Source organism: Kitasatospora sp. NPDC101155, from assembly GCF_044768305.1.
Classification (GTDB): Bacteria; Actinomycetota; Actinomycetes; order Streptomycetales; family Streptomycetaceae; genus Kitasatospora.
The window spans coordinates 1-18,564 of record NZ_JBIWPN010000026.1 but is presented as its reverse complement, the minus strand read 5'-3'; the positions used below and the strand labels follow the sequence as shown (position 1 = coordinate 18,564).

Genomic DNA, 18,564 nt, shown 5'->3' with positions numbered 1-18,564 from the left:
CCGGCACGAAGAGTCTCCCGAACCCGGGCGCCAAGATCATCGGGGTTTGGCCCTGTGATCCCCTGATCTTCTGTCAGGGATGACCCGGAACTCCTGGACTCAAGAGGGCAGGTCATGCCGTCTCAGTTCACCCTGGGAAGTGTTCACGATGCAGCAGCCGAGGCATGTCGCCGTGACCGGCAGCGCCGGGTTGGTCGGCTCGGCGATCGTGCGCCGGCTGAGAGGCGCGGGCCGCCCGGTCGTCGGCGTCGACCGCCTGCCCTCCGCCGACACGTCCGTGGTGGCGGCAACGCACCGACCAGCGCCTGCTTCGGACAGCAGGGCCAGCGCGGCTGAGGAGAGGGAAGTCGCGGGGCCGACTTCCCTCTCCTCTTGTTCTACGGGGTGGCGGTGGGGCTCGAAGTGGGCTGCGGGGTGCGGTGGTTTTGGTGGTGACCGGCGGTGAGGGGGTAGGCCCAGGCGAGCAACGCGAGGAGGAGGGCGAAGGGGAGGAGGGTGCAGAGGGTCGCGCTGCCCAGGGCTTCGCTATGGCGGGGTTCAGGGGGCATCGGGGGCGGTGGTCACGGTGGGGAGGTCGAGTTCGGCCCAGACGCTCTTCGAATTGGGATGGCGGGGGATGGTGCCCCAGCGGTCGGCGAGGGCGTCGATGAGGGTGAGGCCCCGGCCGGACTGGGCGTTGGGGAGGTGGGCGGTGGGGAGGGCGGGAAGCCTGTCGCCCCTGGGGTCGCTGATCTCGATGCGAAGGGTGGTGCCCCGGCGCACGGTGGTGGTGAGCGCGAGGTGCAGCTCGAAGCCGCGCCCCGGAACACGTCCGTGCGAGATCGCGTTCGCGGCCAGCTCGGCAACGATGAGGAGCGCGGAGTAGAACGGCTCGGTGTGGCTGAAGTTGATTCCCCAGACGGTGAGTTGACGTCGGGCGATGCGGCGGCAGATCGCGGCGCCCTTGGGCGTGGCGGCAAGGGTGGTGGTGTGGCTGCGAGGCCTGTCGAGGGGGATTTCGGTCGTCATGGGAGAAAAGCGTGGCGGTGCGGACGTACCCTGACTATTGCTTCGGCGGGCACGGAGAGTGCGTGTACGGACGCGGAGGGTGCGCCTGTCGGGTGACTCGGATCAATCGATCGAAAAGGGTGGGTGATCGCCATGGGTGGCGTCGAGCGCACGGTGTTCGATGACGGTGAGACGGCGGAGAACTCGGACGGGGTCGCGGAGTTCTACAGCGCGGTCGGGAAGCTGATCAAGCTCTTCCGCGAGCGGGCCGGCATCACGCAGAAGCAGCTGGCCAAGATGACCGGCTACAGCGAGGACCTGGTCGGAGCGATCGAGCGAGGTGTCCGGACCCCGAGAATCGAGTACCTGTCGGTGGTGGATGAACTCCTCGACGCGCGTGGCGCGTTGAAGATCGTCGCAGACGACGTGATGAAGGCGAAGATCCGGGTCAGCGAGCGACACCCGGCCTTCTCCAAGGCCTTCACGGTCGAGGAGAACCGGGCCATCGAGATCCACGACTACAGCACGATGGTGATCCCGGGGCTACTCCAGACCGAGGCGTACATCCGCGCTTTGTACGAGATGCGTCGACCGCTGCTCTCGCCCGAGAAGATCGACGAGTGGGTGGCGGTGCGGCTGGCCCGAAAGGAAATCCTGGCACGCTGGCCCCTGCCGGTAATCACATGGGTGATCGACGAGAGCGTCCTCCGACGCCCCCTGGGCGGATGGGACGTCCACAAGGAGCAGCTCCAGCACCTTCTCAAGATCGGACAGATGCGAGGCCCCGAACTCCAGGTCATGCCGCTCGACCGGATGAACCACGCGGGAATGGGCGGCTCGTTCGCGCTTCTCACTCCGCCCGGCGGCAGGCCGCAGATCGGCTACGCGGCGGCGCAGCACGTGAATCGATTGATCACGGATCCGGCGGAAGTCCGTAATATGGCCGCACGGTACAGCAGTATCCGAGCCCAGGCCCTGGGGCTGAAGGAGTCCCTGGCCCTGATCGAAGCGATTCTGGGAGAGCGGTAGGCATGGCCGAGCTTGCGTGGTTCAAGAGCAGCTACAGCACCAACGAGGACGCCAACTGCGTCGAGGTCGCCGACACCCCCGGCGTCGTCCACGTCCGTGACTCCAAGGACAAGAGCGGCCCGCAGCTGGCGTTCGCGCCGGAGGCGTGGAAGGCGTTCGTGAAGTTCGCCGCGACCGCCGAGGTCTGAACGGCCCCCCTCAACGGCCCACCGCCGTCCGCGCGGCGGGCCGTTGACGTACCGTCATCGACTTCGCACGCTCTCCAGCTCCCGCCGCATGAGGAAGCACATCGTTTCGTAACGGCGGATCTCCCCGCCGGGCCCTTCCTCGTCCCACGCGTCGGGCTTGCGGTCGTATGCCACGTAGCCCAACCGCTCGTACAACGCGCGGGCCCGGGGGTTGTCCTCCTCCACGGCGAGTTCGGCCCACCGCAGGCCACGCGCCCTGATCCGCTGTTCGGCGGCGCGGATCAGCAGCGTTCCCAGGCCCAGCGATTGCAGTGCCGGGTGCACGGCGAGCTGCCACAGGTACCCGGCTCCCTCGATGGCCTGGTAGTCGACGCCGCCGATCGCCACCGGCAGATCGGCGGGCGTGCACACGGCCAGGTAGTCCACCGCGCCGGCCGCCGCCCGCTCCAACTCCCGCTCGACGGCCAGAAGATGCAGCGCCGAGCCGGACCAGGTGCACGCCGGAAGATCCCCGGACCGAAGGTCCCGCACGTTCGCGGGGAGCACGAGGGAGCCGTTCGCCGTTTCGCCCGCAGCGGGGCGCATCAAGGCCAGGTCATCGCCCCAGGCGTCCAGCGTCGACGCGTGGCCGGCCGCCCGCGCCCTGGCCTCGACCCGGGCGAACAGCCGCCGCTGCTCGCCCACGTCCCCGGTCGCGTGGATCCGGTCGATCGCCTCCAACAACGCGCCGGTGTCCCAGCCCGACAACGGATGCCGCTCCAACTCCCAAGCCAGGTACTTGTTGTACGGGCGGGGCCTGCGGTCGAGCGCGAAGAGCAGTTCGAGCAGGTGTCCCAGGCTCTCCGCCGCGTCGAGACGGGAGGCCAACCCGTGCCCGTCGCGGGCGTTCTTCACCGATCGGTACAGCCAGTTGGCGTAAGCGTCCAGCCAGTCGGCGGCGGCGCGGTGCGCCTCATCGGGGTCGAGCCGGCCCTTCGCCGCGAGGATCTCCGCGATCTCTCCGTCGGTCCGATCGAGGAGGACGCGGGCCCGGGAGAGGGCGTACCGCTCCAGGCCGCCGCACCCGCGCAGCCCGTTCACCGTGGTCACCACCACGTCCAACTCCGCACTGCGGTGGCCGTCCAGGGCGGCCAGGTCGGTGGTCGTGCCGTCGGCGAGGACGAGGTGGACGTCGTGGTCGGAGTGGTCGGTGACCATGCCCTCATGGGTCTGCGATCCCTTGAGGACGAGCCCGAGGACGTCGGGGTCCGCGGTGGCCCTTTCGAGGAAGGCCTCGTACGTGAGTGGGTGCGGAGGCATGGCGGGCAGCCTACAACCCCGTCTCCAGAGGGCGCGTTGATTAATCCGCAGGGCGGTGGCCGACTGTTCCCAGCCGCGCCAGCAGACAGACGTACGAGCGGTCGACCTTCTGCGGGTGCGGCTGCTCCAGGCGGGTCGTGACGGTGAAACCGGCCTGCTCCAGCAGGGCGACCAGGCGGTCGGCCGGCACCAGGTGCGAGGCGTACGACACCGGGTGGCCGTACCCCGTCGCCGGGCGCAGCTGGGCGTCGCCGACGTGGCCACCGAGCAGCAGGTGGCCGTCGGGTGCGAGGACGCGGGCGAACTCGGCGAAGAGCTGCGGGAGTTGCTCGGGCGGCGTGTGGTGGATGGAGTACCAGGCGAGGATGCCGCCCAGGCTTGCGTCGGCGACGTCCAGGGCGGCCATCGAGCCGACGGTGAACCGCAGTCGGGGATACGCCCGGCGGGCCAGGGCGATCATCTCGCCCGACACGTCGACGCCGAAGGCCGACAGTCCCAATCCGTCCAGGTACGCCGTCACCCGCCCCGGCCCGCACCCGAGGTCGGCGACCTCGCCGCCGCCCGACTCCCGGACCAGTTCGGCGAAGGCGGCGAGCATCGCCCGGGACACCGGGTCCATGCGCTCGGGCGGGACGACGAGGCGGAGGTAGTCGGCGGCGACGGTGTCGTACGACTCGCGGACGGCGGCGAGGTGGGCGGGTTCGGCGGTCACCGCGCCACCCTAGCGGTCGGCCTCAGCCAATTCGGCGGCCTTGGCGGCCCGCTCTGCGAACACCTTCTCCCGACGGTCGGCGGTCTGCTTCATCATCCGCTTGCGGTCGCGGGCGGAGAGCCGGTCGATGTAGAGGCCGCCGTTGAGGTGGTCGGTCTCGTGCTGGAGGCAGCGGGCGAAGTACCCGGTGCCCTCGATCGTCACGGGTTCGCCGTGCTGGTCGACGCCGTGCACCACCGCGTGGGCGGGGCGGGCGAGCTGGGTGTTGGCGCCGGGGACGGACAGGCAGCCCTCGACGTCCTCGACCAGGCGGCGGCCGGGCTCCTGCTCCTCGACCACCGGGTTGAGCACGTGCCCGACGTGCCGGACGCCGTCCTCGTCGGTGCAGTCGTAGACGAACAGGCGCAGGTCCACGTCCACCTGGTTGGCGGCGAGGCCGCAGCCGTCGGCGACGTACATGGTGGTGAACATGGACTCGATGAGCCGGGCCAGGCGCTCGCTGCCGAAGTCCTCCTCGGTCGCCGTGCGGCAGGTGCGACGGAGGATCTCCTCTCCCACCTCGGTGATCCGCAGGACGGTCGGACGTTCGCGCAGCTCGGACACTGACGCTCCCTTGATCTCGATGGACTTGCTGTCGACTTTGCAAAGTAGCAGACTTTGCAAAGTGACCGAAGACCTCGCCAGAAACGGCGCCCTCCCCGAACACGCCGTCCGCACCGCCCTGCTGGACCTGCTCGCCGAACGCGGCACCCTCACCTCCACCGAGGCCGCCGCCCGGCTCGGGTACAGCTCGGGCCTGTGCTCGTTCCACCTGCGGCAGCTGGCCCGGTACGGGCTGATCGAGGAGGCGCCGGCCGTCGACGGACGGGCCCGGCCGTGGCGGCTGCCGCAGGACCAACCGGCGTCCGACGACGCCGGGTTCGGCGAACTGGCCCGAGGCCTGGAGGACGAGAGCTACCAGCGCTGGCTCGCCCGGCGTACCGAAGCCCCGGCCGAATGGCAGCAGGACGAGGCGTTCAGCGCCGTCGTCCACCTCACCCCCGAGGAACTGACCGCCGTCGGCGACGCCGTACGGCAGCTGCTCGCCCGCTACCGCAACCGGGACACCGACCCGGGCGCGCGGCCCGTCGGCGCTCGTCCGGTCGCCGCCGTGGCCCGGCTCTTCCCGCTGCTCGACCAGTGATCAGGCCACCCGGGAACGACCCCTGGTCACCGCCCGCAACACCGGCCCGACCACCAGGCCCACCGCCGCCCCCAGCACGACGCCCTGCAGCCCGTCCCAGACGTCCTGCACATCGCACGCCCGCCCGATCACCGGCACCGCGTACTGCAGCGCCGACACCGCGAGCGGCAGCACGGCGGCACCCAGCAGCGCCACCGCCGCCCGCCGCCTGGTCCCGGCCAGGGCGGCGGCGAAGCCCACCGGGGCGTAGGTCGCCAGCTTGAGCTCGATGTGCCGCACGTGCAGCAGTTCGTGCGGCGAGCGCGGCCGCCCGCCCCGCACCGTGCAGTGCCGCACGGCGTCCTCCGACAGCCGGAACGCCTCCGGCAGCAGGGTCGCCACGACCACCCCGCCGAGTCCGAGCAGCAGCAGGAAGCCCACCACCCAGTGGGCCCGCAGCAGCCACCCCACCGGCCGGTTCAGCAGAGCCGCCGGCACCAGCGAGAGCAGCAGCCCGGGCCAGAACATCGGCATCCCGCCGAGCACCGCACTGATCACGCCTCAACGGACGCCCCGAACACCCGCTCGGTTCTGCGCCGAGGCCGGCCGCATCACGACGGATCCGGGACGGGACTCGCCGGGCTCCGGACGACTGCGGTCCGTCGAGCCATCCGGCTGTGGATCCTCGTGTCCTGGCGCCTCCTGCCGCGTTGAGCAGATCGGCGACATCGACGGGATGAGGAGAACGCCTTGACCACACGTCCGATCCGCAGGAGCGTCCTCGCCGCAGCCGCGGCGACCATGGCCATGATGACGGCAGCACAGCCCGTGTGGGCCGACGGACAGTCCCTGCGGACCATGTCGGATCAGACGACTTCCGACTTCCAGAACGAATGCCTCACCGCGATCAACGCCTACCGGACCAAGCACCAGGCACCGCCGCTCACCATCGACCAGAAGGCCGTGGACTACGCCAAGACCCGGGCGCTGAGGAGTTCGCAGCCGGGCAGCTTCAACCACGACGGCCTGGCCCAGGGGTACGGCGAGAGCCTCTACTCGGGTTCGCGCGGCACCCGTGACCCGAACACGCCGTACACGCCGAGCACCTGCAAGGAGGCCGTGGAGAGCTGGTACGGCCAAGCCGGGCACTACGACTTCAACAACCCCGGCCCCGACCAAGCCGACGAGACGAGCAGTTTCACCCAGCTCGTGTGGAGGGCCACGACCGCCGTCGGCTGCGCGAGGGCGGGTGGGGCGCGCGAAGGCGGCCCCGCCGACGACGGCTTCTACTGGCACGACACGTTCGTCGTCTGCGACTTCACCCCGCCCGGCAACTTCTACGTGCGGGGCGAGGCCGCAAGCGCCTACGCCAAGAACGTCCTGCCGGCCAAGTCGTAGCGACCGATCGGACACCGCCGGGCACCCGCCACCGTGGGCAGCGCCCTGGAATCACCGGGCTCGCCCTGCTGGACGTTCGCGCCGTCGATCGGTGCGGTGCCGGCGACTTCGAAGTCCTCGCCCCGTCACTGCACGACCAGGAACCGCTGCTCGCCCGCCCCGCTCACGCAGGACCCGTTGCTGGACGGCCCGCCGGAGCAGTCGCCCGGGCCGGAGGTGAAGACGACCCAGACGTACGTGCCAGGCGTCTGCGGCGTGTAGCTGACGCTCTGCGCACTCTGCCACGCCAGGTAGTCCCAGTCCCGCGAGCCCGGCGGCAGGACGCTCACCGCGGAGGTGGTGCCGGAGGCGGCCCAGGTCAGCAGGACCGGCTGCCCGGCCTTGACCACCGCCTGGTCGTCCGGGAACACCGGGATCGGGGGCCCGGGCGCGGCCTTGACCGGGTTCACGGAGTGGTTCTCGGGCGCCTGCACGTTGAGGTAGCGGGTGGCGCTCATACCGCTGCCGATACTGCCGGTCGACGTGTTGGAGCTGATCACGGACCACTGGTAGACCCCGGCCTCGGTGGGCTTGAAGGTGCAGTTGGCGGAGGTGAGCCAGCCGGAGAGCCGCCAGTCGGCGTTGCCGAGCTTGGTGAAGACCCGGGACACAGAGCCGGTCTTGTCCCAGTTGAGCACCAGCGAACTGCCCAGCGTCAGGGTGTCCTTGTCGCCCGGGGTGGTCAGGCCGGGCGCGTGCGGCGTGCCGCTGGGGACGATCGTGGGCACGGCCTGGCTGGGCACGGCGGCCCCGGGGGTGCCGCCGACGCCGCTGAACGTCGTCCCGCCGGTCACGCAGTCCGGCGGGCTGCCGTCGTCCTTGGCGACCACGAAGCCGCCGTTGTCCAGCCCGCTGCCGCCCTTGTCGCGGGTAAGGTACAGCGGCACCGCCACCGCCGCCGCGACCAGCGCCAGCAGGCTCGGCAGCAGCACCCACAGCCGCCGTAACCGGCGCCGGCGGGCCGCTTCGGCGGGCACCGTCGACGCCCAGCCGGCGACCCCGTAAGGGTCCCCGGCCAGCATCGTGGGTACCCGCGTGGGCGCTACGGGCAGGGGCGGCCCGAAGGCGCCCGTCACCGGAGCCACCGCCGGATCCACCAGCGGCGTCTCCGGCACCGACGGCTTCACCCGCAGCGCCTCCGGCAGCCAGGAGCCGGTCGGCCCGTCGTACGCGGGCCGCCCGAGCCGCTCCAGCAGTTCGGCGGGCGTGGGCCGGTCCTGCGGGCGGCGGGCCAGGCAGGCGGCGACGATCGGGCGCAGCGCCTCGGGCACGCTGCTGAGGTCCGGCTCGGTGTTCAGGATCCGGTAGAGCAGGATCTGCGGGTTGCCGCCGCCTCCGTACGGGTCGCCGCCGGAGGCGTGGCAGAGCACCCGGCCGAGACTGAACACGTCGCAGGCCGGGCCGACCGGCTCGCCCGCGATCTGTTCGGGGGCCATGTAGCCGGGGGTGCCGATGACGGTCTGGGTGCGGGTGATCGAGGCGCCGTCGAGGGCGCGGGCGATGCCGAAGTCGATGACCCGCGGCCCGTCGTCGCTGAGCAGCACGTTGGAGGGCTTGAGGTCGCGGTGGACCAGCCCGACCGCGTGGATCGCCTCCAGCGCCTCGGCCAGCCCCGCGCCGAGCACCCGCAGAACCGGTTCGGGCAGCGGGCCGTGGGTGGCGACGGCCGCCTCCAGGGACGGGCCGGGGATGTAGGCGGTGACCAGCCAGGGCGGGTCGCCGTCCGGGTCGGCGTCGACCACCTGGGCGGTGTGGAAGCCGCCGACCCGGCGGGCGGCCTCCAGCTCCTGGGTGAACCGAAACCGGAACCGCGGGTCGGTGGCGAGGTCCCAGTGCACGCACTTGACCGCGACCAGGCGCCCGCCGGGCGAGCGCCCCAGGTACACGATCCCCATCCCGCCACTGCCGAGCCGGGCCAGCAGCCGGTAGCGGCCGCCGACCGCCGTCGGATCGGTGGGTCTCAACGGCTCCACGTCCCACCCCCGGCGTGCCCGTTCCGCACTCTCTGATTCAACGTCAGTTGCCTTGTCGCGCAACCCGAATCATGTCAGCAGCGGGCGTGCCGGAAAAGATCGCGACGGTAAAAGCCTGGCCCCGGGGCGGGAAGCGGCCTCAGTGCGGGATCGAGGCGATCAGCTCCTGCGCGCCCTGCCGCTTGAGCGCCAGGGCCACCGAGGTGCCGAGGTCCTCCGGGCTGAGCGCGCCCGCCCACTCGTGGGCGTCCAGCACCCGCTTGCCGTCCGGGGTGAAGACCCGGCCGCGCAGCGAGAGCCGGCCGTCCGCCTCGGCCTTGGCGTAGCCGGAGATCGGGCTGTTGCAGTGGCCCTGCAGCACGTGCAGGAACATCCGCTCGGCCGCGGCCTCGCGCCAGGTGTCGTGGTGGCCGAGGCCGGTGACGGCCTCGATGGTCGCGGTGTCGTCCTCGCGGCACTGCAGGACGAGGATGCCGGCGCCGATCGGTGGGCACATCTCCTCGACGCCGAGGACCTCGGTGATCCGCTCCGGCTCGCCGATCCGCTCCAGGCCGGAGACGGCGAGCAGCAGCGCGTCCACGTCCCCCGCCGCCAGCTTGGCGAGCCGGCTGTTGGCGTTGCCGCGGATCGGGACGCACTCCAGGTGCGGGTGGGTGGAGGCGAGTTGGGCGACGCGGCGGACGGAGGAGGTGCCGATCCGGGTGCCGGGCGGGAGTTCGGCCAGGGTCAGGCCGCCGGGGTGGACCAGGGCGTCGCGGATGTCGTCGCGGCGCAGGTAGGCGGCGAAGACGGTACCGGCGGGCAGCGGGCGGTCGGCCGGCACGTCCTTGAGGCAGTGCACGGCGACGTCGGCCTCCCCGGCGAGCAGCGCGGCGTCGACCTCCTTGGTGAACGCGCCCTTGCCGCCCAGCCGGGCGAGGTCGCCGGTCCAGCGGTCGCCGGAGGTGGTGACCGGCACCACCTCGGTGCGCAGTCCCGGGTGCAGGTCGGCGAGTTCGGTGCGGACCCGCTCGACCTGGGCGAGCGCCATGGGCGAGGAGCGGGAGACGATGCGGATCAGCTCAGCGGTGGCCATGGCGCGATGATAGGCGCTCGAACACCGGCGGTTGGCGGTGCGTCAGCCATGCGGCGGAAGGCCGGGCGGCGAACCACCCGGCCGTCCGTGTGCCCACCCGGGCTCACTCGTTGTGCAGCACCTCGGCGATCGGCAGCCGGGCCGCCGAGCGGGCCGGGACGAGAGCGCCGAGGACGGCGATCACGACGCCCGCGAGGGCGAGGCCGGCCAGCAGCGGGGCACCCCAGACGTCGATCATCGACTCGGAGAAGTGGATGATCGCGACGTTCTCGGCGATCAGCCGGTGCACCAGGATCCCGACCGGGATGCCGATGATCCCGCTGGCCACGCCCTGCCAGGCCACCGAGGTGATCGTCATCGCGACGACCTGCCGGGGCGTCATCCCGATCGACTTCAGCATGCCGAGGTCGCGGCGGCGCTCCCGGATGGTGAGCAGCAGGGTGTTGAAGACGCCGAGCGCGGCGACCACCGACAGCAGGACGGTGAAGGTCGTGCTGAAGGTCTGGATCGCGACGATCGACCCTTCCGTGCCCGGTGTGACCACCGAGGTCGACAGGCTCGGGTCGGCGGCCGTGACGGCCTTCTGGTAGGCCGCGGCATCGGCGCCGGCGGCGAGCCGCACGTCGTACTCGACCACGTGCGGGTCGGGGGTGAGCATGGCCGCGGTGGCGGCGTTGGAGGTGATCGCGTTGGCGTTGCCCTGGACCTCCTCGCCGACCAGGGTGACGGTGGTCTGCCGACCGTCCAGCAGCAGGGTGATCCGGTCGCCGAGCTTGAGCCCGTGCTGGTCCAGGAAGGCCGGCCCGACCTCGATCTCGTTCAGCCCGGTCGCCGGGCGGCCCTCGACCACGTTGAGCCGCCAGTGGTCGACCATGGCGTCGCCGCCGTAGAAGTTGGCGAAGACCAGCTGGGGCTGGCCGACGATGCCGACCCGGACCAGCCCGCGGACGGAGACCTGGTCGGCGCCGGGGGTGGCGTGCAGCATCGCCTCGGTCTGCTCCTGGGTCAGCCGGGGCGCGATCTTGTTCTCCGAGAAGGCGCTGGTCTGCACGTCGATGTGGGTGTAGCTGTCCGGCGCGGTCATGGACCTGGCCAGGGTGCTGCTCACCCCGGTGGTCACGGTCACGGTGACCACGCCGAGCACGATCGCCGCCATGGTCAGCGCGGTGCGGGCCGGGCGGGCGAAGGGCTGGCCGAGGCCCAGGCTGACGGCGCGCGGCAGCCGGGTGCCGCTCAGCCAGCGCTGGACCTTGAGCCCGCGACCGGTGCGCGGCGCGCTGCCGGCCGAGATGGCCTGGGCGGCGGAGAGCCGGTGGGCTCGCGAGGCGGGGACGAGCGCGGCAAGGGCGACCAGCAGCGGGACGCTGAGCAGAGTGGCGGCGGGCAGCCAGCCGGCCGGCTCGATCACGGCGGTGCCGGTCGCGATCCCGGAGAAGGCGGTCTGGAGGATCGGGTACGAGGCCGCCCAGCCGGCCGCCGTGCCGAGGACGGTGCCGACGACCGCGGGTACCGAGACCATGGTCAGGTAGACCGTGACCACCTGGCGCGGGGTGAAGCCGATCGACTTCAGCACGCCGATGTGCCGGTAGCCGGAGACCACCGCGCCGCTCACCACGTTGCCGACGATCAGCGCGGCGACGATGAGGCCGAGCACGCCGAAGACCGTCATCAGCGGCAGGTAGGCGTCGGCGCCCGCCGAGAAGGCCTGCTTGAGCACCAGGTAGGACTGCCCGCTCTCGACGGCGTCCTTGGGCAGGCCCTCGGTGGTGTTGGCGAGCGAGGCGGTGAGCTGCTGTTCGGTGGCCGCGTCGGTGAAGCGGTAGAGCATCTGCCGGCCGGTCGGGTGCAGGGCGGCCGCCTGCTCGGGGGTGACCCAGCCGCCGGAGGACTGGCTCATGTCGGTCGCGAAGCCGACGATGGTGAGTTTCAGCCCGGTGTCGGTGGTGAGCGGCGTTCCGAGGTACTTCGCCGACCCGCCCCCCGGGGTGTCGATGACCACCTCGCCGGGTGCGGTGGCCCAGCGGCCCGCCAGCACCTCCACCCGGTCCACCGGCGCCGCCGCCGGGTCGGGCCGGCCGACCAGGGTCAGCGGGCCCGGCGCGTGGCCGACCCAGTCCTTGGGGATGGTCACCACTGCCTGGTCGAAGGGCCCGGTCGCCGCCTCGACGCCCGGCCGGTGGGCGGTGGCGGCGAGTTGCTCCGCCGAGGCCTTGGCCGGGTCGAAGAGGGCGCTGACGTGGGCGCCGTGCTCGGCCTCGAAGGCGGCGTCGAACGGGGCCCGGGCGGCGCTGATCACCGCGAGGGCGAGCAGCACGGTCGCGGTGGAGCAGAACACCACCAGCCCGATCACGATGGTCTGCACCCGGCGGCGCTTCACGGCCGCCCGGGAAGCACGCCAAACCGCACCACTCACGACTGGGCCTCCAGCATCCGCTCGCGCGCCACCTTGCCGTCCGCGACCTCGACCAGCCGGCTGGCGCAGCGGGTGGCCAGGTTGGGGTCGTGGGTGACGATCAGCAGGGTCTGCCCGATCTGGTTGAGGTCGATCAGCAGGTCCATCACCTGCTCGCCCGAGCGGCTGTCCAGCGCTCCGGTCGGCTCGTCGGCGAGCAGCAGCGCCGGGCGGTTCATCAGGGCGCGGGCCACCGCGACCCGCTGGCGCTCGCCGCCGCTGAGCGAGGCCGGGTAGACGTCCTTGCGGTGCGCCACCCCGAGTTCGTCCAGTAGCTCCAGTGCCCGGCGGCGGGCCTGCTTGGCCGTGGTGCCGGTCAGCTGGGCGGCCAGGGCGACGTTGTCGAGGGCCGGGAGGTCGTCGATCAGGTTGAAGAACTGGAAGATCATGCCGATGTGGCGGCGGCGGAAGAGGGCCAGCCCGTTCTCGTTCAGCTGCCCGAGGTCCTGCCCCTGCACCCGGACGGTGCCGGAGCTGGGCCGGTCCAGCCCGGCCACCATGTTCAGCAGGGTGGACTTGCCGCACCCCGAGGGGCCCATCACGGCGACCGCCTCGCCCGCCCGGATCCGCAGGTCGACGCCGTCGAGCGCCTTGGCGTCGCCGAACTCCTTGTGCACTCCGGACAGCTCGACGACGACCTGCGCGTCGTCCGGCCGGATGGTCCCGTCGTGGTCGTTGCTCATGGTCGACGACGGTAGGCGCGGCGGCCCGGGCCGGGCGTCCCACCCCAGGTGTAACCGCGGGCGGCCGTAGTACCGGGGATGTACGGGGGCGGCACCCCCGGATGATGTCGATCAAGCACTGACCTGGGAAGCTGGCGTCGTGTGGGGAACGGGATTGGACTGGGCGGCGGTCGGGGTGGCGGCCGGGGCGTGCGCGGGCGCCGGCTGGCTGGGCGTCGCGCTGGTACGGGCGCGGCGGCTGTACCGGGAGGCCATCGGCGAGCGCGGCTGGCTGCTGGAACGGGAGCGCGAGAGCGCCGCCAGCGCTGCCGTGGACGCCGAACGGGCGCGGATCGCATCCGAGTTGCACGACATCGTGAGCCACAACGTGAGCCTGATGGTGGTGCAGGCCGGGGCCGCGCGCGAGGTGCTGGCCACCATGCCGGAGGAGGCGGCGGCCGCGATGGGCGCGGTCGAGGCGGCCGGGCGGGACACGATGACCGAGCTGCGGCACCTGCTGGGCCTGCTCGCCCCGGCCGCGGACGGCAGCGAGGAGCCGGAGCCGGAGGACTTCGCGCCGCAGCCGAGCCTGACCAGGCTGAGCCCGCTGATCGACCGGTTCGCCTTCGCCGGGCTGCCGGTGGAGGTCCGGATCTCCGGCGAGCCGAGGCCGCTGCCCGGCGGCATCGACGTGACGGCGTACCGGATCATCCAGGAGGCGCTGACCAACGCGCTCAAGCACGGGGACGGGGTGACGGCCGAGGTGACGGTGCGGTACGCGGACCACTACCTGCGGGTGGAGGTGCTGAACAGCGGGCCGAGCGTGCTCTCCGGCGCGCCCACCCCCGCACCGAAGCAGGCGGACGGCGCCGGGCGCGGGCTGATCGGCCTGCGCGAGCGGGTCGCGGTGTACGGCGGGGACCTGGACGCCCGGCGCCGGCTCGGCGGCGGCTTCCGGGTGCGCGCCCGCATCCCGCTGGACCGGCCGTGACGGAGGCCCCCATGGAACACGGAGAGCGTGTGGAGAAGACCGAACAGCGCCGCCCCCGGGTGGTGATCGCCGACGACCAGGAACTGGTCCGCACCGGCTTTCGGATGATCCTCACCGCGCGCGGCATCGACGTGGTCGCCGAGGCCTCCGACGGCGCCGAGGCGGTGGCCGCCGCCGTGCTGCACCGGCCCGACGTGGCCCTGCTGGACATCCGGATGCCCGTCATGGACGGTCTGGAGGCCGCCCGCCGCATCCTGGCCCAGGCCCCCGACTGCCGGGTGATCATGCTGACCACCTTCGACCTCGACCAGTACGTCTACGCCGCGCTGTCCGCCGGGGCCAGCGGCTTCCTGCTCAAGGACGTCACCTCGGCCCATCTCGCCGCCGCCGTACGGCTGGTGGACACCGGCGACGCCCTGCTAGCCCCCTCGATCACCCGTCGCCTGGTGGAGCGCTTCGCGGTCGGCGCCCCGCACCCCGCCGCCCGCGGCGCGGACTCGCCGCGGCTGCACCGCGACCTCGCGCCGCTCACCCCGCGCGAGGTGGAGGTGCTCGGCCTGCTCGGACGCGGCCTGTCCAACACCGAGTTGGCGACCGAACTGACCCTGAGCGAGTCGACGGTCAAGACGCATGTCGCCCGGATCTTCGCCAAGTTGAACCTGCGCGACCGGGCCCAGGCGGTGGTGCTCGCCTACGAGACCGGGCTGGTCGCACCCGGCGACGGGAACTGACCGTCAACTTCCGTATTTGCCAAGACAATTCGCATGACAATCATCCATCTCACTCGATAGAGGGAACAGTTCGGGGGATTCACATTTTTGCCAGTCCATGGGGGAACATCTCCGTGTCCAGGCCCGAACCATGACGAACCGTTCGGGCCGGCATCACCCCGGCATGACGAAGACAATTGGACAGGCCCGTGACCACCACCGCCCCCGTGTGGGACTGCCCCTTCCACCACACCGACGGTCTGGAGTTCGACCCCCTCCTCAAGCGGCTGCTCACCGAGGCCCCGATCGCGAAGATCCGCCTGCCGCACGGCGAGGGCGAGGCCTGGCTGGCCACCCGCTACGAGGACGTCAAGGTGGTCACCACCGACCGCCGGTTCAGCCGAGCCGCCGGCATCGGCCGCGACCTGCCCCGGATGACGCCCGCCGCGATCGCCCAGGCCGAGGCGATCAACCTGATGGACCCGCCCGCCCACAACCGGCTGCGCCGCCTGGTCGCCCAGGGCTTCACCAACCGCCAGGTCGAGCGGATGCGCCCGGCCACCCAGCGGATCGTCGACGGCTACTTCGACGATATGGAGGAGCACGGCGCCCCGGCCGACGTGATGCACTTCCTCTCCAGCCGGCTCCCGCTCACCACCATCTGCGAGGTGCTGGAGATCCCGGAGCAGGATCGCGAGCAACTGCGCGCCTGGGCCGTCGCGATGATGCGGATGGGTCCGGGCAGCCGGGAGGGCCAGGAGGAGGCCAAGGCCGGCCTGCGCGCCTACTTCGCCGGGCTCACCGCCGAGCGCCGCGCCGACCCCGGCGAGGACCTGATCAGTGCGCTCGCCACCGCCCGCGACGGCGAGGACCTGCTGGACGCGGACGAGCTGGCCGTCATGGCGATGGTCCTGCTGGTCACCGGCCACGACACCAGCACCTACCAGCTCGGCAACATCACCTACACCCTGCTCACCCACCCCGAGCAGCTCGCCAAGCTGCGCACCCAGCCGGACATGCTGCCGCAGGCCCTGGAGGAGCTGCTGCGCTTCATCCCGTTCCGCCAGGGCGTGGGCATCGCCCGGGTCGCCGTCGAGGACGTCGAGTTGGGCGGGGTGCTGATCCGGGCCGGCGAGGCCGTGCACGTCTCCTACCTCACCGCCAACCGGGACCCTTCGGTGTACGAGCGTCCCGACGAACTGGACTTCGACCGCGACGCCGGGCTCGTCAACATGGCCTTCGGCCACGGCCAGCACCGCTGCCTCGGCTCGCACCTGGCCCTGATGGAGCTCCAGGTCGCCATCGGCACCCTGCTGCGGCGCTTCCCCCGGCTGCGCCTGGCCGTCGACCCGTCCGAACTCGACTGGAACTCCGGCTCGATCTGGCGCTTCCCGCAGACGCTGCCCGTCGCCTGGTGACCCCGACCGCCCGGTGACCGCCGCGCGTCGCCCGCACCCGTTCCACGCTCATCCACCGGCCACCCCCGGCCGCCCACCGGCCTGCCACGGGCCCCCAGGGAAGACCCGAGACCATGGCAACACTCTGCCGCCCCGCCATCGCCGTACCCGAACACGTCATCACCCTCGACGAGACCCTCGACCTGGCCCGCACCCTGCACGCCGACCACCCCCAACTCGGCCTGGCCCTGAGGCTGATCGAGAACACCGGGGTGCGCACCCGGCACCTGGTCCAGCCGATCGAGCAGACCCTCACCCACCCGGGCTTCACCGTCCGCAACCGGGTGTACGAGCGGGAGGCCAAGGCCCGCGTCCCCGAGGTGGTCGAACGCGCCTTGTGCCACGCCGAGTTGGGCGCCCAGGACATCGACCTGATCATCTACGTGTCCTGCACCGGCTTCATGATGCCGTCGATGACCGCCTGGCTGATCAACACCATGGGGTTCCGCTCCGACACCCGCCAGGTGCCGATCGCCCAGCTCGGCTGCGCGGCCGGCGGCGCCGCCGTCAACCGGGCGCACGACTTCTGCCGCGCCTACCCGGGCGCCAACGTGCTGATCGTCGCCTGCGAGTTCTGCTCGCTCTGCTACCAGCCGACCGACCTCGGCGTCGGCTCGCTACTCTCCAACGGCCTGTTCGGCGACGCGATCGCCGCCGTGGTGATGCGCGGGCAGGGCGGCAACGGGGTGCACATCGAGCGCAACGGCTCGCACCTCGTCCCGGACACCGAGAACTGGATCTCGTACGGAGTCAAGGACACCGGCTTCCACTTCCAGCTGGACAGGCGGGTGCCCGGCACCATGGAGATGCTCGCCCCCGCGCTGCGCGACCTGGCCGGACAGCACGGCTGGGACGTCTCCGGGCTGGGCTTCTACATCGTGCACGCGGGCGGCCCGCGCATCCTGGACGACCTCTGCCACTTCCTCAACCTGGAGCCCGCGACCTTCCGTTACAGCCGGGCCACGCTCACCGAGCGCGGCAACATCGCCAGCGCCGTCGTCTTCGACGCCCTCGCCCGACTGTTCGCCGACGGCGGCGTGCCCGAGGGCACCCCGGGGCTGATCGCCGGCTTCGGACCGGGCATCACCGCCGAGATCTCGCTGGGCAGTTGGGTCGGCGCCCCGGCCGAGCCGGCGCACCGCCGGCCGCGCGCCGTTTCCACCTCCGGCATCACCCTCGTCCACCCGAGCGCCCCCCACCGTTTCCCGACCGGCACTACGATCACCAAATGACCGACACCACGGACCGCACCGGCACCGCCGCCAGAGCCGCCGAACTAGCCGCCCTGTTCCCCGCGCTGCACGCGCCGCAGTACTGGGCCTGGGGCCGCTACGACGCGCAGTTCTCCACCGTGCTGCCGCCGGACGATCTGGTCACCAACATCCACCTGGTCGGCTTCGCGGACGGCGACGTGGTGCTGTGCCGGGACGACCGGGACCACTGGTTCCTGCCCGGCGGCACCCGGGAGCAGGACGAGTCCGTCGACGCCTGCCTGGCGCGCGAGCTGCGCGAGGAGGCCGGCGCCCGGCTGCTCGGCGAGCCGGCCTGGCTGGGCGCCCACCGCTGCCGCACCGACGACCCGGTGCCGTACCGGCCGTGGCAGCCACACCCGGAGAAGGCCTGGCTGTGGGGCTGGGCCGACGTCGCGCTGGACTCCACGCCGACCAATCCGGCGGACGGCGAGCAGGTGGTCGAGGTCCGGGCCGTCCCGGTCGCCGAGGCGCAGCGGCTGCTGCTCACCGGGCACGACACCTGGTGGGGCGAGCTGATCGGGCTCGCGGTGGAGCTGCGCGAGCGGGCCGCGCGGGGCTGAGGTAGTCCCGGCGGACCCGAAGACCACCGGAACGGCCGAACATCGGAGAGCACTGTCCGCTTCGCGGTGATAACACGTGATTATGGACACCAAGCTGCTGGCTCTGGACTACCCGGTGCTCAACATCTTCTGGACGATGCTGGAGCTTTTCCTCTGGGTGCTCTGGTTCTTCCTGCTGTTCAAGATCATCACGGACATCTTCCGCAGCCACGACCTGGGCGGTTGGGGCAAGGCGGGCTGGCTGCTCGTGGTGATCATCCTGCCGTTGATCGGCGTCCTGGCCTACCTCATCGCGCGCGGCGCGGGCATGGGGAAGCGGGACATCGAGCAGGCCCAGCAGGCCGAGGCCGCGTTCAAGGCCTACGTCCGGGACGCGGCGGCCGGGACACCACCGGCGGGCGGCGCCCCCGGCGGCCGCAGCCATGTCGATGACCTGGCGAGGCTGGCGGACCTGAAGGACAGGGGCGCCATCTCCGACGAGGAGTACCAGAAGGCCAAGGACAGACTCCTGGTATGACCGGACCGGACGGCCGGGGGCGGGGGGGGGGGTGCCGCCCCCCCCCCCCCCCCCCCGTGAGGCGGCGCCACCCCCGCCCCGAGCGACCCCCCCCCCCCCC

Annotated in this window: 20 protein-coding genes and 1 pseudogene; 11 read left to right on the top strand and 10 right to left on the bottom strand. The window is 72.0% G+C overall.

All coding sequences use genetic code 11. The annotated features are described in order from the left end of the window. Window positions 1-79 precede the first annotated feature (79 nt). Window positions 80-445: an NAD-dependent epimerase/dehydratase family protein gene (locus ACIRYZ_RS30405; protein ID WP_402950315.1), complete on the top strand. Its 366-nt coding sequence runs from the start codon at window positions 80-82 to the stop codon at window positions 443-445. A gap of 92 nt (window positions 446-537) precedes the next feature. Here ACIRYZ_RS30405 and ACIRYZ_RS30400 read toward each other — a convergent pair whose 3' ends face one another. Further along, complete coding sequence (locus ACIRYZ_RS30400; RefSeq protein ID WP_402950313.1) at window positions 538-1,008, bottom strand: ATP-binding protein; 471 nt, start codon at window positions 1,006-1,008, stop codon at window positions 538-540. A 132-nt stretch (window positions 1,009-1,140) separates the two neighbouring features. Between ACIRYZ_RS30400 and ACIRYZ_RS30395 the strand changes: the two genes are divergently transcribed. Together ACIRYZ_RS30395 and ACIRYZ_RS30390 are read left to right on the top strand one after the other, a co-directional pair. Beyond that, on the top strand, window positions 1,141-2,016 hold the full coding sequence (locus ACIRYZ_RS30395; protein WP_402950310.1) for a Scr1 family TA system antitoxin-like transcriptional regulator: 876 nt from the start codon (window positions 1,141-1,143) through the stop codon (window positions 2,014-2,016). Window positions 2,017-2,018: 2 nt separating this feature from the next. Continuing rightward, window positions 2,019-2,204, top strand: a complete 186-nt coding sequence (locus ACIRYZ_RS30390) for a DUF397 domain-containing protein (RefSeq protein ID WP_402950307.1) — start codon at window positions 2,019-2,021, stop codon at window positions 2,202-2,204. Between the two features lie 54 nt (window positions 2,205-2,258). Here ACIRYZ_RS30390 and ACIRYZ_RS30385 read toward each other — a convergent pair whose 3' ends face one another. From ACIRYZ_RS30385 to def, 4 genes and pseudogenes are all read right to left on the bottom strand, one after another. Then, the gene (locus tag ACIRYZ_RS30385) at window positions 2,259-2,789 is read right to left on the bottom strand and encodes a GNAT family N-acetyltransferase (protein ID WP_402950526.1); all 531 of its coding nucleotides are present in this window, start codon (window positions 2,787-2,789) and stop codon (window positions 2,259-2,261) included. Continuing rightward, a pseudogene (locus tag ACIRYZ_RS30380) lies at window positions 2,775-3,503 on the bottom strand (hypothetical protein); the annotation flags it as partial. The pseudogene ACIRYZ_RS30380 and the gene ACIRYZ_RS30385, both read right to left, overlap by 15 nt. A 40-nt stretch (window positions 3,504-3,543) precedes the next feature. Further along, window positions 3,544-4,215 (bottom strand): class I SAM-dependent methyltransferase, encoded by a 672-nt coding sequence (locus ACIRYZ_RS30375; RefSeq protein WP_402950304.1) that lies wholly within the window; start codon window positions 4,213-4,215, stop codon window positions 3,544-3,546. Window positions 4,216-4,224: 9 nt separating this feature from the next. Next, a complete protein-coding gene (gene def / locus ACIRYZ_RS30370; protein ID WP_402950301.1) occupies window positions 4,225-4,818 on the bottom strand; it encodes a peptide deformylase in 594 nt (197 codons plus the stop codon). 19 nt (window positions 4,819-4,837) lie between these two features. Here def and ACIRYZ_RS30365 point away from each other — a divergent pair, with 19 nt between their 5' ends. After that, window positions 4,838-5,398, top strand: coding sequence for an ArsR/SmtB family transcription factor (locus ACIRYZ_RS30365; RefSeq protein ID WP_402950524.1), 561 nt, complete (start codon window positions 4,838-4,840; stop codon window positions 5,396-5,398). Here ACIRYZ_RS30365 and ACIRYZ_RS30360 read toward each other — a convergent pair whose 3' ends face one another. Continuing rightward, window positions 5,399-5,935 (bottom strand): hypothetical protein, encoded by a 537-nt coding sequence (locus ACIRYZ_RS30360; RefSeq protein WP_402950298.1) that lies wholly within the window; start codon window positions 5,933-5,935, stop codon window positions 5,399-5,401. It lies immediately after the preceding gene. A gap of 192 nt (window positions 5,936-6,127) precedes the next feature. Here ACIRYZ_RS30360 and ACIRYZ_RS30355 point away from each other — a divergent pair, with 192 nt between their 5' ends. After that, window positions 6,128-6,775, top strand: a complete 648-nt coding sequence (locus ACIRYZ_RS30355; RefSeq protein ID WP_402950295.1) for a CAP family protein — start codon at window positions 6,128-6,130, stop codon at window positions 6,773-6,775. Window positions 6,776-6,900: 125 nt separating this feature from the next. Here the strand turns inward: ACIRYZ_RS30355 and ACIRYZ_RS30350 are convergent, their stop codons facing one another. The 4 genes from ACIRYZ_RS30350 to ACIRYZ_RS30335 form a co-directional block, all read right to left on the bottom strand. Then, window positions 6,901-8,778: a serine/threonine-protein kinase gene (locus tag ACIRYZ_RS30350; protein WP_402950292.1), complete on the bottom strand. Its 1,878-nt coding sequence runs from the start codon at window positions 8,776-8,778 to the stop codon at window positions 6,901-6,903. A gap of 148 nt (window positions 8,779-8,926) precedes the next feature. Continuing rightward, complete coding sequence (hemC, locus tag ACIRYZ_RS30345; protein ID WP_402950289.1) at window positions 8,927-9,862, bottom strand: hydroxymethylbilane synthase; 936 nt, start codon at window positions 9,860-9,862, stop codon at window positions 8,927-8,929. A gap of 103 nt (window positions 9,863-9,965) precedes the next feature. Beyond that, complete coding sequence (locus tag ACIRYZ_RS30340; RefSeq protein ID WP_402950286.1) at window positions 9,966-12,275, bottom strand: ABC transporter permease; 2,310 nt, start codon at window positions 12,273-12,275, stop codon at window positions 9,966-9,968. Continuing rightward, window positions 12,272-12,997 (bottom strand): ABC transporter ATP-binding protein, encoded by a 726-nt coding sequence (locus ACIRYZ_RS30335; protein WP_396249726.1) that lies wholly within the window; start codon window positions 12,995-12,997, stop codon window positions 12,272-12,274. The genes ACIRYZ_RS30340 and ACIRYZ_RS30335 overlap by 4 nt, the downstream gene beginning before the upstream one ends. Window positions 12,998-13,136: 139 nt before the next feature. Here ACIRYZ_RS30335 and ACIRYZ_RS30330 point away from each other — a divergent pair, with 139 nt between their 5' ends. The 6 genes from ACIRYZ_RS30330 (at window position 13,137) to ACIRYZ_RS30305 (ending at window position 18,464) form a co-directional block, all read left to right on the top strand. Then, window positions 13,137-13,967: a sensor histidine kinase gene (locus tag ACIRYZ_RS30330; RefSeq protein WP_402950283.1), complete on the top strand. Its 831-nt coding sequence runs from the start codon at window positions 13,137-13,139 to the stop codon at window positions 13,965-13,967. An 11-nt stretch (window positions 13,968-13,978) separates the two neighbouring features. Continuing rightward, on the top strand, window positions 13,979-14,698 hold the full coding sequence (locus ACIRYZ_RS30325; protein ID WP_402950281.1) for a response regulator: 720 nt from the start codon (window positions 13,979-13,981) through the stop codon (window positions 14,696-14,698). A 188-nt stretch (window positions 14,699-14,886) separates the two neighbouring features. After that, window positions 14,887-16,095, top strand: coding sequence for a cytochrome P450 (locus tag ACIRYZ_RS30320; RefSeq protein ID WP_402950278.1), 1,209 nt, complete (start codon window positions 14,887-14,889; stop codon window positions 16,093-16,095). Between the two features lie 113 nt (window positions 16,096-16,208). Beyond that, window positions 16,209-17,366: a type III polyketide synthase gene (locus ACIRYZ_RS30315; protein ID WP_402950275.1), complete on the top strand. Its 1,158-nt coding sequence runs from the start codon at window positions 16,209-16,211 to the stop codon at window positions 17,364-17,366. Then, complete coding sequence (locus tag ACIRYZ_RS30310) at window positions 17,363-17,947, top strand: NUDIX domain-containing protein (RefSeq protein ID WP_402950273.1); 585 nt, start codon at window positions 17,363-17,365, stop codon at window positions 17,945-17,947. Before ACIRYZ_RS30315 ends, ACIRYZ_RS30310 begins: the two co-directional genes overlap by 4 nt. Window positions 17,948-18,029: 82 nt before the next feature. After that, window positions 18,030-18,464 carry an SHOCT domain-containing protein gene (locus tag ACIRYZ_RS30305; protein ID WP_402950270.1) on the top strand — a complete coding sequence of 145 codons (435 nt, stop codon included), beginning with the start codon at window positions 18,030-18,032 and terminating at the stop codon, window positions 18,462-18,464. Window positions 18,465-18,564 lie beyond the last annotated feature (100 nt).

Coding starts and splice junctions, on each gene's coding strand:
- ACIRYZ_RS30405 (WP_402950315.1), top strand. CDS start 80: ATGACCCGGAACTCCTGGACTCAAGAGGGCAGGTCATGCCGTCTCAGT.
- ACIRYZ_RS30400 (WP_402950313.1), bottom strand. CDS start 1,008: ATGACGACCGAAATCCCCCTCGACAGGCCTCGCAGCCACACCACCACC.
- ACIRYZ_RS30395 (WP_402950310.1), top strand. CDS start 1,141: ATGGGTGGCGTCGAGCGCACGGTGTTCGATGACGGTGAGACGGCGGAG.
- ACIRYZ_RS30390 (WP_402950307.1), top strand. CDS start 2,019: ATGGCCGAGCTTGCGTGGTTCAAGAGCAGCTACAGCACCAACGAGGAC.
- ACIRYZ_RS30385 (WP_402950526.1), bottom strand. CDS start 2,789: ATGCGCCCCGCTGCGGGCGAAACGGCGAACGGCTCCCTCGTGCTCCCC.
- ACIRYZ_RS30365 (WP_402950524.1), top strand. CDS start 4,838: ATGGACTTGCTGTCGACTTTGCAAAGTAGCAGACTTTGCAAAGTGACC.
- hemC (WP_402950289.1), bottom strand. CDS start 9,862: ATGGCCACCGCTGAGCTGATCCGCATCGTCTCCCGCTCCTCGCCCATG.
- ACIRYZ_RS30335 (WP_396249726.1), bottom strand. CDS start 12,997: ATGAGCAACGACCACGACGGGACCATCCGGCCGGACGACGCGCAGGTC.
- ACIRYZ_RS30325 (WP_402950281.1), top strand. CDS start 13,979: ATGGAACACGGAGAGCGTGTGGAGAAGACCGAACAGCGCCGCCCCCGG.
- ACIRYZ_RS30315 (WP_402950275.1), top strand. CDS start 16,209: ATGGCAACACTCTGCCGCCCCGCCATCGCCGTACCCGAACACGTCATC.
- ACIRYZ_RS30310 (WP_402950273.1), top strand. CDS start 17,363: ATGACCGACACCACGGACCGCACCGGCACCGCCGCCAGAGCCGCCGAA.
- ACIRYZ_RS30305 (WP_402950270.1), top strand. CDS start 18,030: ATGGACACCAAGCTGCTGGCTCTGGACTACCCGGTGCTCAACATCTTC.